This is a genomic window from Acidobacteriota bacterium, assembly GCA_026393755.1.
Classification (GTDB): Bacteria; Acidobacteriota; Vicinamibacteria; order Vicinamibacterales; family JAKQTR01; genus JBAXOX01.
Map to the genome: position 1 here is coordinate 225,571 of JAPKZO010000028.1, position 14,816 is coordinate 240,386.

General features: G+C 63.7%; 10 protein-coding genes. 6 read left to right on the top strand and 4 right to left on the bottom strand.

Annotated elements, in window-relative coordinates; genetic code table 11:
- Positions 1 to 16: 16 nt before the first annotated feature.
- Positions 17 to 2,425 carry a polysaccharide biosynthesis tyrosine autokinase gene (locus NTV05_11460; GenBank protein ID MCX6545013.1) on the bottom strand — a complete coding sequence of 803 codons (2,409 nt, stop codon included), beginning with the start codon at positions 2,423 to 2,425 and terminating at the stop codon, positions 17 to 19.
- A 130-nt stretch (positions 2,426 to 2,555) separates the two neighbouring features.
- Between NTV05_11460 and NTV05_11465 the strand changes: the two genes are divergently transcribed.
- Positions 2,556 to 3,764, top strand: coding sequence for an outer membrane beta-barrel protein (locus tag NTV05_11465; GenBank protein ID MCX6545014.1), 1,209 nt, complete (start codon positions 2,556 to 2,558; stop codon positions 3,762 to 3,764).
- 65 nt (positions 3,765 to 3,829) lie between these two features.
- Here NTV05_11465 and NTV05_11470 read toward each other — a convergent pair whose 3' ends face one another.
- Complete coding sequence (locus NTV05_11470; protein MCX6545015.1) at positions 3,830 to 4,705, bottom strand: polysaccharide export protein; 876 nt, start codon at positions 4,703 to 4,705, stop codon at positions 3,830 to 3,832.
- 675 nt (positions 4,706 to 5,380) lie between these two features.
- Here NTV05_11470 and NTV05_11475 point away from each other — a divergent pair.
- The gene (locus NTV05_11475; protein ID MCX6545016.1) at positions 5,381 to 6,565 is read left to right on the top strand and encodes an AAA family ATPase; all 1,185 of its coding nucleotides are present in this window, start codon (positions 5,381 to 5,383) and stop codon (positions 6,563 to 6,565) included.
- A gap of 96 nt (positions 6,566 to 6,661) precedes the next feature.
- On the opposite strand, the gene NTV05_11480 is transcribed toward NTV05_11475, so the two are convergent.
- Complete coding sequence (locus NTV05_11480; protein MCX6545017.1) at positions 6,662 to 9,469, bottom strand: putative Ig domain-containing protein; 2,808 nt, start codon at positions 9,467 to 9,469, stop codon at positions 6,662 to 6,664.
- Positions 9,470 to 10,165: 696 nt separating this feature from the next.
- On the opposite strand from NTV05_11480, the gene NTV05_11485 reads away from it, so the two are divergent.
- Positions 10,166 to 10,456 (top strand): BrnT family toxin, encoded by a 291-nt coding sequence (locus tag NTV05_11485; GenBank protein ID MCX6545018.1) that lies wholly within the window; start codon positions 10,166 to 10,168, stop codon positions 10,454 to 10,456.
- Positions 10,428 to 10,709 carry a CopG family transcriptional regulator gene (locus tag NTV05_11490; protein ID MCX6545019.1) on the top strand — a complete coding sequence of 94 codons (282 nt, stop codon included), beginning with the start codon at positions 10,428 to 10,430 and terminating at the stop codon, positions 10,707 to 10,709. The genes NTV05_11485 and NTV05_11490 overlap by 29 nt, the downstream gene beginning before the upstream one ends.
- Positions 10,710 to 11,024: 315 nt before the next feature.
- Here NTV05_11490 and NTV05_11495 read toward each other — a convergent pair whose 3' ends face one another.
- Positions 11,025 to 13,637: an Ig domain-containing protein gene (locus NTV05_11495; GenBank protein MCX6545020.1), complete on the bottom strand. Its 2,613-nt coding sequence runs from the start codon at positions 13,635 to 13,637 to the stop codon at positions 11,025 to 11,027.
- 412 nt (positions 13,638 to 14,049) lie between these two features.
- Here NTV05_11495 and NTV05_11500 point away from each other — a divergent pair, with 412 nt between their 5' ends.
- Both NTV05_11500 and NTV05_11505 read left to right on the top strand, forming a co-directional pair.
- Entirely contained in the window at positions 14,050 to 14,397 is a 348-nt protein-coding gene (locus NTV05_11500) for a type II toxin-antitoxin system RelE/ParE family toxin (protein ID MCX6545021.1), read from the top strand.
- Complete coding sequence (locus tag NTV05_11505) at positions 14,394 to 14,717, top strand: helix-turn-helix transcriptional regulator (protein ID MCX6545022.1); 324 nt, start codon at positions 14,394 to 14,396, stop codon at positions 14,715 to 14,717. Before NTV05_11500 ends, NTV05_11505 begins: the two co-directional genes overlap by 4 nt.
- Positions 14,718 to 14,816: the final 99 nt, after the last annotated feature.

Here is a 14,816-nt window from a genome sequence, read left to right on the forward strand (position 1 = left end):
GTCGCTATCTCTATCGCTACGTCTTCGCGTCGCTCGAGTAGTAGGTGGCGTACTCGCGCTTGTAGTAGTGCGAGTAGTAGTACGGGTTGCGCTGCAGATTGACGCGGTTCAGGACGAAGCCCATGATCGTGGCCTTCGACGCGCGCAACTGTTCGAGGGCGGTCCCCACCATGTAACGGCTCACCTGTTCACATCCAACGATGAACACCACGCCGTTGGTGAGGTGGGCAACCACCGACGCATCGGTCACCGCCATCACAGGGGGCGCATCCAGGATCACCCAGTCGAAGTTCTGCTGGAAGCTGGCCAGCAGGTCCTTGAAGCGCGCTGAGCCCAGCAGTTCCGACGGGTTCGGCGGATGCGGGCCGGCCGGCAACACCCAGAGTGACGGCATGGCGGTCTTGACGACGGCCTCGCCAGGCTTGGCGACGCCAACCAGAATGCTCGAGAGACCAGGATTCGTCGGGATCTTGAATATGTCGTGGTGGCGCGACTTGCGCATGTCGGCGTCCACCAGCAGCACCCGCTGCCCGGTCTGCGCCAATGTCATCGCCAAATTCGCCGCGACCGTCGTCTTCCCCTCGCCCGGCTGCGTGCTGGTGATCACCATCGACCGCGAACCCGCTTCGGCGGTCGAGAAAAGAACGTTCGTGCGAATCGCGCGGAACGCCTCGGTGAAGCTCGTCGGCACGCCGTCGTGCAGGAACGGCGAGCCGGCGATGACCATCTCCTTCTTGCCAAGAGCCGGAATCAATCCCAGGAATGACAGGCCAAGTTGCTTGAGCTCTTCGGGGTTCCTGATGCGGTTGTCCACGTATTCGACGACGAACGCCAGGGCGATGCCGGCCATCAGTCCGCCCAGCAATCCCAGCAGCAGGTCCCTGGATTTCCGCGGCAGGATCGGGCTGCGCGGGACCTCGGCCTGATCGACAATCCGGATGTTGCTGGTCTTCAGCTCGCCCGAGATGCCGGTTTCCTTGGAGCGCTGCATCAGCGCGTCGTACATCAGCTTGTTACTCTCGGCCTCGCGGCGCAGCACGCCGTACTGGATGCCCTTGGCGTTCAGCGAGAGCGCGTCCCGCTTCTGCCCTTCGAGAGCGCCAGCCAGACTGCGTTCCTGGGCCTGAGCCGACAGGAACTCGTTGTGCACGGACTGGACAACCTTGTTGATTTCGGCGTCGAGCCGAGCCTCCGCGCCCTGGATCGCCATCACCAGTTTGATCATGTCGGGGTGCTTGTCGCCCAGACGTTCGGCCATCTGCGCGCGCTGCCGCTGCAGGTCCGACAACTGCGACTTCAGTTGTTGAATGAACGTGTTCGACAGAATCGCGGGGAAGGTATCGAGGGCCGAGCGGTTGTTTTGAAGGCTGCTCAACTGGCTATATAGCGCTTCCTTCTCGAAACGATCCGTTCGCGCCTTGGTGTAGGCGGTGTTCAGATCGGTCAGGCGCTGGACAACGATGTTCTGACGGTCTTCGAGGGCAACCGCATCACCTTGCTCGCGGTACTCCTGCAGCGCCCGCTCGCTGTCTTCGAGTTTCTTGCGTTCGACGACCAGTTGCTGCCCGAGCCAGTCCGAGGCTTCCTTGCTCGACAGAAACTTGTACTCGAGGTTCTGTTCGATGTACTGCTTGGCCACCGTATTGATGATCGTCGCCGCCATCGCCGGGTCGGGCGATGCGTACTCGATGTCCACCAGGCGGCTGTTGCGAATCGGGGTCACAGAGAGGCCGCCGAGGAACGCGTCAATCAACCCCGACTGCGCGGCGGTTTCGTTGGCGTTCGCCACGCTGGCTGTGGCCTTCGGAGGGCCGGAGAAGAGGCCCATCACCCAACCCGTCGCGGCCGATGTGGCTCCCCTGACGGTTCCCATTACGCTGAACGGCGTCTTCTTCTGGCCGCCACTGCCGCCAAATTCAGGGTTCTCCCACAGCTTGAGTGTGTTGATCGTGCGGCGAGCAAGAGCGCGGCTCTGCAGAATGGTGAACTGCGTCCGGTAGTACTCCTCGGTCCACTGCTCCTGATCGATGACTTGCTTGAAAGAGACGACGTTTGGATTTTCGGGCTCGAGGAGCAGTTGAACGCGGGCCTGGTAGATGGGCGTGGCCGTAAACGTCTGGACCGCCACGATCAGGAAGATGACAACCGCCGTCGTCAACGCGATCCATCGATGCCGGTAGATCGTCTTGACGTTGCCCACCAGTTGGGCCGCCTTCGCGCGCGCGCCGCCGTCGGGACCGACAGGGCCGCCGTACGGGCTATATCCACCATACCCGCCGTACGACCCGTAACCGCCGTACCCCTGGCCCTGGCCCTGCCCCTGCCCTCGCCTCTCCCGCGCCGATCGGGCCGGCGCGCCCGGAGTTGGCGTGCCAGGAGTCGGAGTGGCCGGTACTGGCGCACCGGGGTTCACGTGATCAGACATTTCCCGGGACCCTTCGATGAGCATTGCCTTAGATCCTTCGTGGACAAGATTCGGTATACTGCCCTGCGTGCAGCTCACACCTTGCCGTCTGTCATACGCCATTAAGACTGTCGTTCGCTGCGGTCTGGCCGTGCTGGTGATCTGCGGGCCCGCATTCGCCCAGATCCAGGCCCCGGCGCCACCACCCGCAGACCCAATCCAATCGCAGGACCCGTGGGAACAAGCGCGTGTCAGGATCGGTCCGCTGGCCTTTACGCCCAGCTTCCTGCTGAAGAACCTCGGTTGGGACACCAACGTGTTCAACGAACTCGTGAATCCCAAGAAGGACTTCACCGTGACGGCGGGCGGGCTCGTCAACTGGTGGTTGCGCGCGGGAGACATGCGCCTGATCGGGAGCGACTCGTTGGACGGCATGTACTTCGCGACGTATGCGTCTCAGCGGGCCATGAACCACAGCCACAGCCTGCGGATCGAGTACCGGGGCAACCGGCTGCGGCCCTATGCGCTGGGCTCGTACTCGTCGATCAAGGACCGGCCCGGCTACGAAATCGACACGCGCGCCCGCCACACCGAGACTGCGTTGGGTGGAGGGCTGGACATGCGGCTTGCCGGCAAGACACGTCTCGACTTTGCTGGCCGGCGTACCACTTATGCGTTTGCCAGGGGCGAGACATTCGCGGGAACCACGCTGGCGCATCTCCTGAATCAGAAAGGCACGTTCGGCATTGCCACTCTGCGTTACGCGGCGACGCCGTTGACCACGCTGACGCTGCTGGGCGAGTACGGGCAGGAACGATTCGACGAGTCGCTCGCGCGCAACAACGACTCGTACCGCGTCATGGCCGGCGTCGAACTCGATCCGTTCGCCCTGATCAAAGGCAGCGCCAAGGTGGGGTACCGGCGCGTCAATATGATCTCGCCCACCATCCCCGACTTCGCGGGCCTGGTGGCGGAAGTCAATCTGAGCTATGTCCTGCTTGGCCAGACCCGTTTTGGCGTCGGCGTCAATCGCGAACCTCAGTTTTCGTACAGCGTTACTCAGCCGTACTACGTCTTGACGGGCGTCACTGGTTCGGTGCGCCAGGGGTTGGGCCTGGGCTGGGACGTCGAGGCCCGCGGGGCCACGCAACAACTGGCCTACCGCCAGGTGTCCGGCATTACTGAAAGCGTCGCGGGACGGGTTGATCGCGTTCATTCGTACGGTGGAGGAATCGGCTATCGTCTCAGTCCTGGCATCCGCATGGGCGCCAACGTCGATTACTATCAGCGCCGCTCGGTCACATACGGCAGCGCCTACAAGACCTTGCGCTACGGCCTCGCGGCCACCTACGAGTTCTAGGGACAATCAATCCGGGATTGATTGTCTGCGCGTCCTGCCACAATCAATCCCGGATTGATTGTCCGTTAGAAGAACCGCTCGCGAACGATGATCGTGTCGCCGGGCTTGACCGCGTCGCCAAGCTTGGCGTTGATTTCCTTCTTCTGGCCGTTCACCAGCCTGACAATCTTGATCCGGCTCGTCGAGCCGCGGTCCGTGATGCCGCCAGCCAGCGACAGCGCCTGCAGCACCGTCGTATCCATCGTGCGCAGCGGGTAGGCGCCGGGGCTCTTCACCTGGCCGAACACGTAGATCGTCTCGGCGCGTGGCACGTAGATCGTGTCCCCGTCCCGGAGCGCGACATTCTGTGAGAGCTGGCCGCTCTGCAGGTCTCGGATGTTGACGCGGATCACTTCCACACCGGCGTCCGGGTTGGGCATGACGGGCGCGGTCGCCGCTTTGCCGGCGGGCGGGCGCGAGATCACCGCTTCGCCAGCGGCATCCACCGTGGTCGATCCGGCGCGGGCCAGGGCCTCGATCAGCGTCATGTCGCCGGTCAGTTGATAGGCGCCAGGCGATCGCACTTCGCCGATGACGAAGATGCGCTGGCTGCGGTATTGCTCCACCGCGACGGACACCTGGGGCGACTTGAAGTAACCGTCCGCGAGGCGCTTCCGAAGTGCCGTCTCGAGCTCGCGCAGCGTCAGGCCGGCTGCTGCAATCCGGCCGATGAGCGGGAACGTGAAGCTACCGTCGGTTTCGACGGTGAACTTGCCGGACATGTCGGCCTGATCCCAGACCGTAATCGACAGCACGTCCTGAGGGCCGATGACGTAGCTGCCCTTTCCCTGAGCCGCGCCGGCGGGCGTCTGTAAGTCCGCGGGTGCCTGCCCGTCGGCCGGGGAGACAATCGACAGGACGAGAACGAAGACAGCGATGGCGGAAAAAGTTCTCGGAATCACAGCGTTCTACAACCTTGGGTGGTCAAAGGACCTGCTCGATAAAGCTTCGCCCCGTGAGTCACAGGGGCGCCTGACCAGAGGCACGAAAAGAACTCCGAACCTCTTATCGGTTCAGTCGTGTGCATAATTCAGTCCTCTGGGCGTCGCAATGGTGGACAAAGACCTTCTTGAGGGCGACTTGTGTTCAATTTTGGTGAAAGTCGCCAATTCTGGCGCCTGGAAGGACCCTGCGCACCAGTCCGGTCGGTGACACTAATTGGCACCCGGCTCATCGCCGGTGGACAGAGTGCCCAATTTTGTTGGCTTCCCTCGAGACGAGGCTACGCTCCGTGGAGGGTGGGGGGCTAATCACTCCCGGAGTAATTGGCCCGCCGCTAATTACTCCCGGAGTGATTGCGCCGGCGCAGCGCCGCATAAGGCTGCTTCGGCTGGCGGCGTTGAGCGCCATTTCTCGAGTCTCAGCTCACTCACGCCAGGCGTGAGGTCTTCTTTGGCCGCCGGCATGGGGGAAACCCAGGAGGCACTTCAGGAAGACCTCAAAGACACCTACGATGATCTCGCGGCGTTGAATGTTGCGGCGTTGAAGATCCCGAATGTTCGTCATGTGTTAATATATCAACCAACCGAGATAAACATCTCACATAATTGAGTTGTTTGGCGCCATCGGGGTGTCCCATGTTCGAACGCGCAATCAACCGTCAGATCCTGGCCCGACTCCGGGAGCCCCGCCGCCTCATGCAGGTCATCCTCGGGCCCAGGCAGGTGGGGAAGACCACGTCGATCCGGCAGGTGCTGTCTGCCATCGACTTCCCATCACACTATGTCACCGCCGACACGGCGACGCTCCAATCCGCCACCTGGCTTGACGAGCAGTGGGCGCGCGCCCGCCAGATGTGCTCGGACTCGCAGCGCCCCGTCGTGCTGGCGGTCGACGAGGTGCAGAAGATCTCCAACTGGGCGTCCTGGGTGAAACGTCTGTGGGATGAGGACAGCTACGCGGGTCGTGATGTGCGTGTGCTCCTCAGCGGCTCTTCTCCACTCCTCATGCAGCAGGGGCTGGCCGAGAGTCTGGCCGGACGCTTCGAGACGCTTCCCATGACCCACTGGGTGTGGCCCGAATGTCGCGACGCGTTCGGATGGGATCTCGACACCTTCATCTTCTTCGGCGGATACCCGGGAGCGGCGCCCTTGATCGACGACATCGAGCGATGGCGCGCGTACGTCCTCGACTCCGTGATCGAGACCACCGTCTCGCGCGACATGCTCCTCATGACGCGCATCGATAAGCCCGCGCTCCTCCGGCGGGTCTTCCACCTGGCGTGCGAATATGCGGGACGCGAGCTGACGTTCGAGAAGATGCTCGGACGACTCAACGATGCTGGCAACACGACCACCGTGGCGCACTATCTCGACTTGCTGGATTCGGCCGGTCTCGTCGCGGGGCTTCAAAAGTACGCCGGTGACGCGTCACGGCGGCGGCGTTCGACACCCAAGCTCGTGGCGCACAACACGGCGCTCGTCAGCGCGGTGATGGGTCGCTCCTTCTCCAGCACCCGATCGGATCCAGCCGCCTGGGGTCGATCGGTGGAAGCCGCGGTCGGCGCGCACCTGCTTGCGCAGGCGCGCCGCGACCGCGGTGCGGTCTATTACTGGCGGACGAAGGTGCGCGGATTGGACGTCGAGGTCGACTATGTGACGGTTCGGGGGGCGGACGTGACCGCGATCGAGGTCAAGAGCGGCGCGACGACCGGATCGCTCGAAGGACTCGGGGCCTTCCGATCGGCGTTCGGCTCGTCTGTGACGACGCAACTGGTCGGCACCGGGGGCCTCCCGATTGAGGAGTTCCTCTCCCAGGGCTGAGGCGGTCGATCGGGCCGTGCCCGCCCAGTGGGGCGACGTCACTCCCGGAGTGATTACAGTTTCGTAATTACTCCGGGAGTGATTGGCCAGCTTGCGCTACTTCACGACGACGCGCACGCGCACCGCGCCAGTGCCGGGCACTTCAAACACCAGGTCGTAGCTGCCCAGGAAGGCCGCGTCCGGCTGCCAGTAGAAGACCCCGGCCTTGGCGTCGAAGGACGAGCCCAGCGGCAACAGACGGTGCTGTTCCTGGACTTCGTGGAAGCCCGCGTACTTGCTCTCTGCGAGCGGGAGCTGCACCTCGATGCGTCCCCCTTGAGCAACGTCGATGACGTAGCGCCCTTCATCGTCAAGCTGCACGTCCTGCCAGTCGCTTCCCAGTTGGCGAACGCCCACGGTCTCCTCAATGGCCGGCAGCGGTGCTGACGACGGCCGGGCCGCCAGGGCTGCATCCTGATCGGGCGCAATCAATTGCGCCCCTACGGTCTGGTCAGAGCCCGCGCTCCGCCCAGACACGAGGCCGGCCGCCGGGTCAGATCCCGCGCCTCGCGCCGAACCATTCAGCACGTTGAAGAACCGGCTCCCGACGCCTTCCTGCCGCCCGCAGTTGTCGGTCACCAGCCAGCCGATTTGATGCATCCCATTACTGAGCTTCTTCGTATCCACCGCGAACGCGCCGCTCGCGTTCGCGCTGTTCAACAAGTCGGGGAACGCGGCCGCGATATCACTGCGCGCGTCGCCATACATGGCGGGCGCCAGCGGGCCCGAATCGATACTCACCGACACGCCGCCGTTCTCGATCCGGCACGACGAGGGCCCGGCCGGCGTCAGAGCCCAGCCGAAGTTGTAGAACGTCCCGGTCATCGTCTCGCCATACCCCGGCGTGTCAATTGCTCCAAACGGCTTCGCAGCGCGGGCGTTGTCGACCGTAATGGTCTTGGTGCCCAGTGACGCGCTGTGGCCATCGACGTCGAAGGCGAACGCGTACAGCGTGTAGGTGCCGTTCCCTTGTGCGTGCAGGCCCCGTGACATCAGCAGGTAGCCCCAGCCCGCGCGGTTCGCGAACGGATAGTCGGGATATAACGCCTCGACGTCGGTCCGCGAGTTCTTGACAAAGAAGGGATTCGCGATGAACACCTTGCCATGCGCTGGATGCGAGGGGTCGGTCGTATACGCGTGCGTCGGGTCCTCCCCCGCCGCCAGGTCGCGCCAGATCTCGACGCGGTCGATCCCCACATCGTCGAGCGCCCAGCCGGTCAGCGCAAACGACCCCTGCATTCGCGTCGTGCCATCGGCTGGCGTGTCAAACGCGCCGAACGGAATCTGATTCGCCGCCGCCTCTTCCTCTGTCAGCACAGCCAGGTTCGTCGACGCCATTGCCGGCGAGTAGTTGTCGCCATCGGTGGGCATGAAGGTCACCGAGAGCGTGTGGCTCCCCAGGGCCAGTACCGTCCCTGCCGAAGGAGCGTAGACAAACGTCCCGGCGATGGGCGATGTCCCGTCCAATCGCGCCGCACCGTTCGATCGCGCCGCACCGGTCACCGTGGTGTCTACGGTTGCATTCAGTTCCGTGGAACTGAGCGCCGTGCCTTGCGCAATGCTCTTCGGCTTGGGCCACCTGACGACCGGAGCGGCCCTGGTCACATCGATCGTGACGGTCTTGGTCGCGGTCGTGTAGTTCACCGTGTCCGCCGGCGTGAAGACAACAGAGAGCGTCCGCGTCCCCTTGTTGAGCACCGTTCCCGCCACCGGGTTGTAGACGAAGGTGCCCGCCACGTCTGCTGTCGCGTTCAACTGGATGCTGCTGAGCGGCGTGCCGTATGTGATGGCAGCCGCATTCGCCCACGTGATGACGGGCGTCGTCTTCACGATGGCTGTGACGGTGAGGGTGACCGTGCTATTCGCCGTCGTGTAGTTCACCGTGTCGGTCGGCGTGAAGGTGACTGAGAGCGTCTGCGTCCCCGCGGTCAGGGTTGTTCCTGCCGCCGGGCTATACACAAACGTCCCCGCCACATTCGCGGTCGCATTCAACTGCGTCGCGCCGAGCACCGAGCCCGCCACCACCGACGCGGGAGTCGCCCATGTGACGACTGGCGTCGCTTTCGCCACGTCGATCGTGACGGACTTGCTGGCGGAGCTGTAGTTCACCGTGTCGGTCGGCGTGAACGTAACCGAGAGCGCCTGTGTCCCTGCGGTCAGGGTTGTTCCTGCCGCCGGGCTATACACAAACGTGCCCGCCACACTTGCTGTTGCGTTCAACTGAATGCCGCTGAGCGCGGTGCCGTATGTGATGGCAGCCGCATTCGCCCACGTGATCGCCGGCGTCGGCTTTGCCACGTCCGTCACCGTCCATGCAAACGTCTGGCTGTTCGTCAGTGCGCCATCCGATACGGTGGCCGTCACCATGTAACTGCCTGCGCTCGTGTACGTCAGCGTGCCGGAGATGAGGCCGGTTGTCGCGTTGATCGCCAAGGCCGCCGGCAGACCCGTCGCGCCATATGTCAGCGGGTTAAGGTCTGGATCGCTGGCGACGAGTTGTAGCGAGATGCTCGTGTGCTCCGCGCTGGTCTGATTCGCCGGTTGTGTGAGCGTGGGAGGTCTGTTGGTCACAACCCCGGTTGAGACCTCTAGCGAATAGGGCGAGTACTGGCGCGGGCTCGACGAGTTGTAGGCCTTGACGGCGAAGTAGTAGACGCCGCCCGACGCGATGGTAAAGGGCTGGCTCGTCACGTTCCCGACGTCGACGATCGTCGAATACACTCCCGACTGGGTCCCGTAGGAAACTTCGTAGCCGCCGATATCCGACTCCGTGTTCGCGTCCCACGCGAGCGTGATGGTTGTCTGGGCTTCGACGACTGCCGCGCTCCCCAGTAACACGCCAAGGACGGCGAGAGCGCAGAGCATTCGCAAGCTCCCAACTCCCAACCAGGGCGTGCGACGCCTTCGCAGCGCAGCGATCGAAATCACGTTGGAGTTGGAGACAGCGTGCATGGTTGCCCTTTCGAAGATCTGCGTGCCCCGAAGCCCTTGCGGGATCGGGGCGGTGCCATCTGCTGTTAGAGCAACCGACGTACCGCGGTACCAACGTGGAGTGGACGCCTGCGCCGATTGGAGATGACGGAAGGCCAGGCACCGCGATCCCGTGCGCGGGCGCGATGATCAGGGCGCGGATTGTGTTGTGGCTCTAGGAGTTCCAGTGACTGCGTTTGCCCTGGATCGCAGAGATGACGTGAGGAACCGAGTCGTGCGTCATCGGGACACGTATCTGGCCGACGCCGCATCGGCTGTGCGACTGCGCCCGCAGCTGTGCGCCTGCGCACGGCTGCGCACAGGTGCACAGCTGCCGTTCTGTCCTTGGGAATCTTGCTGACCAGGCGTGGTTGACTCGCGGCGCTAGTGAGCCTGCTGACGCTCGCGCGTCTCCGCTCGCTCACCTCCAGCGTGAGGCCCTCTTTGCGCTCCCGCACAAACAGGACGAGAAGAGAGAACGCGGTCTCATCCCTATCGCCTGGAAGATCGGGGCCAGCAATACCTTCCCGGGGCGACGGTGACAGCCATATAAAGATATGGCACATAGATGAGCAGCCCATGGTACAGTCCATGGTGATGACCCGGTTCGAATGGGATCCTTCGAAGGACACCGAGAATCAACAGAAGCACGGAGTAGCCTTCGCCGATGCTCAGTTCGCCTTTGCCGATCCCCAGCGTGTGATCGCCGAGGACCTGTCGCACGGCGAGCTGGAGCAGCGCTATTTCTGCCTTGGGCGGGTGGGAGAGGGCATTCTGACTGTTCGCTTCACGCATCGGGTCGGCGTGATCCGGATCATCGGGGCAGGATACTGGCGGAAGGGGAAGAAGATCTATGAACAAGGCAATCAAGTACACGGATGAGCCGATCGGCGCGGTGCGTGCCGTCCCCGACTTTCTGCCGCCGCCCGAGGAACTGGTCTTCCGCGAGGAGGCCGTGAAGGTAACCATTGCGCTCAGTAAGCGGAGCGTCGAGTTCTTCAAGGCCGAGGCCCTTCGGCACAATATCCGCTACCAGAAGATGATCCGGCGGCTGCTCGACCGGTACGCCGAGCGTTACGCCCACTCCACCAAGGTCGGCCCCGCGGGTCCACGTCGCCGGCGCACCGCCGCGTAAGGAGGACGCTCGCGGCCGTCGCGCCCGACATCTTTCGCCGGCTCTAAGAGCTCACCTCCAGCGTGACGCTCTCTTTGGGCGCCGACGGGATCGACGCACTGGGAGGTTCGGCCTTCCACACAGGTTCCCCATGTGGCGTGGCCACACCCGCGCCGCGATGAAACTGTTTTCGCTCTTGTTGCGCTATTGCTTCGCCGTTGTTGCGCGTGTTTCTCTGTAGACGATGTCACCAGTGGATGGGGCGTGCGGCCCGCACCTGGGGTCGCGGATCACCGCGATCGCCGAGGACCTGTCGCACGGCGACGGGAAACGGCGCTACTTTACGACGACGCGCAGGTGCACAGCCTCGCCACCCGCCCCGTCGAACACCAGATCGAACGTGCCGAGGAAGGCCGCGTCCGGCTGCCAATAGAAGACTCCGGCCTGTCGGTCGAAGGACGAGCCCGACGGCAACAGACGCCGGTGCTCCCGCACTTCATGGAAGCCCGCGTAAGTGCCCTCTGCGCGCGGGAGTCGAATCTCTAGGCGTCCACCTTGCGCGACATCAACCGCGTACCGCCCTTCACCATCAAGCTGCACGTCCTGCCAGTCGCTTCCCAGTTGGCGAACAGCCACGCTCCCGGTAGTGGCCGCCAGCGGTTCCGGCGATGGTCGGGCCGCCAGAACTGCATCCTGATCGGGCGCAATCAATTGCGCCCCTACGGTCTGGTCAGAGCCCGCGCTTCGCGCCGCGCCGCTGGGTGTGGCGGCAGACAAAGTCCCTGCGCCGTTTGGTGTGACGGCAGACAAAGTCCCTGCGCCGTTGGGTGTGACGGCAGAGACAGTCACTGCACTCGTGGCGAGCGTATTGTCCGCGACAGTCGGGAGTTGCGCGCCAGCACCGTCGCCGACCGCGCCACCACCGTCGCCGACCGCGCCAGCACCGTCGCCGAGCGCGCCACCACCGTCGCCGAGCGCGCCGCGTGCGGCGCCCGCGCCATTCATCACCGTGAAGAACCGGCTGCCGATCCCGTCCTGCCGGCCGCAACTATCGGTCACCACCCACCCAATCTGGTGCAGGCCGTTGGAGAGCTTCGAGGTGTCGATGTAGTAGGCCCCGCCTGCGTTGCCCGCGTTGGTCGATCCTGGAAATGCGGCGGCGATGTCGGAGCGGGCCGCGCCGTATTGCGCCGTGACGTACGGCCCCGAGTCGATGGCCATGGACACGTGGCCGTTGGTGACCGCGCACTCAGTGCCGGGGGTCAGCGCCCAGCCGTAGTTCCAGAACGCGCCGGAGACGGTCGCCCCATAGCCAGGCGTGTCGAGCGCCCCAAACGGCTTTGTCGCATGGGCGTTATCCATCGCCAGGGTCTTGGTCCCCAACAGCGTGTGCTGCCCGTCCCCGTCAAACGCAATCGCGTAGAGCGTGTACACGCCGTTCCCCTGGTTGGGCAGCCCCCACGACAACAGCAGGTAGCCCCAGCCCGCCCGGTTCGCGAACGGATACGTTGAATACAGACCCTCCACGTCGGGCCGCGAGTTGGTCACGAACAACGTGTTGGTGATGAACACCTTGCCGTACGCGGGATGCGTTGGGTCCGTTGTATAGGCGTCGGCCGGGTCCTCGCCCGCCACGAGATCGCGCCACAGCTCCACGCGGTCCACGCCGACATCATCGAGCGCCCACCCCGTCACCGCGAACGATCCCTGCAGCCCCGTCGCGCCGTCGGCCGGCGTATCGAACGCCCCAATCGGGGCCTGGTTCGCCCCGTCTTGCGCCAGCACATCCAGGCTCATCGTCGCCGTCGCCGTCGAATAGTTGACGCTGTCGGTGGGGGTAAAGGTCACCGAGAGCGTGTACGTCCCCACGGCCAGCACCGTCCCAGCCGGAGGCGTGTAGACGAAGGTCCCCGCCACGGGCGGCTTCGCGTCGGCCTGCGTCACATCAGACACCGTTCCCGTCACGGCTGCTGTGGCATTCAGTTCGGTGGAACTGAGCGGCTTTCCCTTCGTGATGCGCTTCGGACTGGACCACGCTACCGTCGTTGTCGCCTTCGCCACGCTGATCGTGACCGTCCTGGTCGTCGCCGTGTACTTCGCCGTGTCGCTTGGCGTGAATGTGACTGACAGCGTCTTCGTCCCAGCGTTCAAGATCGTTCCTGCCGCTGGGCTATACACGAACGTTCCCGCCACGTTCGCCGTCGCGTTCAACTGGGTGCCACTAAGCGGAGTGCCGTATACGATGGAGGCCGGATTCGCCCACGTGATGACCGGCGTCGTCTTCACGACGACGTCGGTGACCGTCCACGCGAAGGTCTGGCTGTTCGTCAGCGCGCCGTCCGACACCGTCGCCATCACTGCGTAGGTGCCCGCGCTCGTGGACGTCAACGTGCCGGAGATGACGCCTGTAGTGGCGTTAAGCATCAGCGATGCCGGCAAGCCTGTCGCGCTGAATGTCAGCGGGTTGAGGTCTGGATCGCTGGCGACGAGTTGCAGCGAGATGTTCGTGTTTTCCGCGCTGGTCTGATTCGCCGGCTGCGTGAGCGTTGGAGCTCTGTTGATGATCGCAGCGCCCGTAGAAACCTCTACCGAATACGGTGAGTACTGGCGCGGGCTCGCCGAGTTGTACGCCTTCACCGCGAAGTAGTAGACGACGCCCGATGTAAGAGTAAACGGCTGGCTCGTGACGTTGCCGACGTCGATGATGGTCGAATACACCCCCGACTGGGTCCCGTAGGACACCTCGTAACCGGCGATATCCGGCTCCGTATTCGCGTCCCACGCGAGGGTGATGGCCGTCTGGGCCGCAGCCGCCGACGCGCTCCCCAGCATCACGACAAGCACCGCGAGGGCGCGGAGCAGCCGAGAAACCCTAACTCCCGGCCAGGGCGTAGAAGGCCCTTGCCGCGTTCCGGTCGACATCGCATCCAAGTTGGAAACGGCGTGCATGATTGGCGTTCTGGGCCCCTGGCTGGCGCGGATCCCGTTCTGGGATCGAGGCGGCGCCATCCACCGTTTGAGCAACGGGCGTGCCGTTCTGCCAACGTGGAACTAAGTTGTTGTGTTTATTGGAAATAGCGGCGCTTAGCGAGCCGTGATGCCGCAGCCGGCCTGACAGTCGAAATACGAACTTTGTAATGCTTCGACGGTTTCAGTGATCGCGCCTGCTTGGGCTCGCAGAGGGCTTCGGCGGCGAACTGCAGCTCTGCCTTCTTGTCTCGAATCTCCGCCGCGTTCTGAACAACCGGTGATACCTCGGGCGTTGAGCGCTATTTCCTCGCGTCTCAGCTGGCTCTCTTGACGAGTATTGTCATATCTGACAACATGAGCGACACAAAAGGGATACAGTAGCGGCCGGCCAATGACCAGAAAGACACGGCCTGTTTCATGGATCAGTGCGGCGCTGAAGGCATTTGAGACGTTCCCGGAAGGGAGCAAGTCAATCTGTCTTGCGGCCCTGACGATCGCCGGCGAGGGCGGCAAGGCCGACATCGCAAAGCCCATGCGCGGTCTGGGCCCGGGCGTGTTCGAAATCGCGATGGCGTTCAAGGGCGATGCCTTTCGCGTGGTCTACGCGGTGCAGCTCGCCAATGACATATGGGTGCTGCATGCGTTCCAGAAGAAGTCGACGCGTGGCATCAAGACGCCGCAACGCGAAATCAACTTGATCAAGGACCGTTTGAAGAGACTCAAGGAAATGCTGCGATGAAGAACGAAACGCTGGAGCTTGTGCGGGGAAGCGGCAATGTGTTCCGCGATCTGGGGCATGGGAACGCCGACGCCGAACAATTCAAGGCCATCCTGGCGGCCGAGATCATCAAGGCGCTCGATCGGGAACACCTGACCGTGCGCGCCGCGCACGGCCGCACCGGCATTGCCGCGGCCGATTTTTCGCGCATCCGCCATGCTGATCTCGGACGGTTCACCCTCGATCGCCTGATGTCGATCCTCAACCGGCTCGGAGCGCGCGTGGAGGTGAAAGTCCGGGTGCGGCGGGCGGAACCGGTCGAGCAGGGGATGCCGGCGTAGTCAATCGCGTCAGGATGAAGCGGCAAGAACGCCGGACCCTGCGTCAGCGCGCCAGCAGTCCCCGCAGATTGTCGTGGGTCCGACCCGGCCGACGAACTG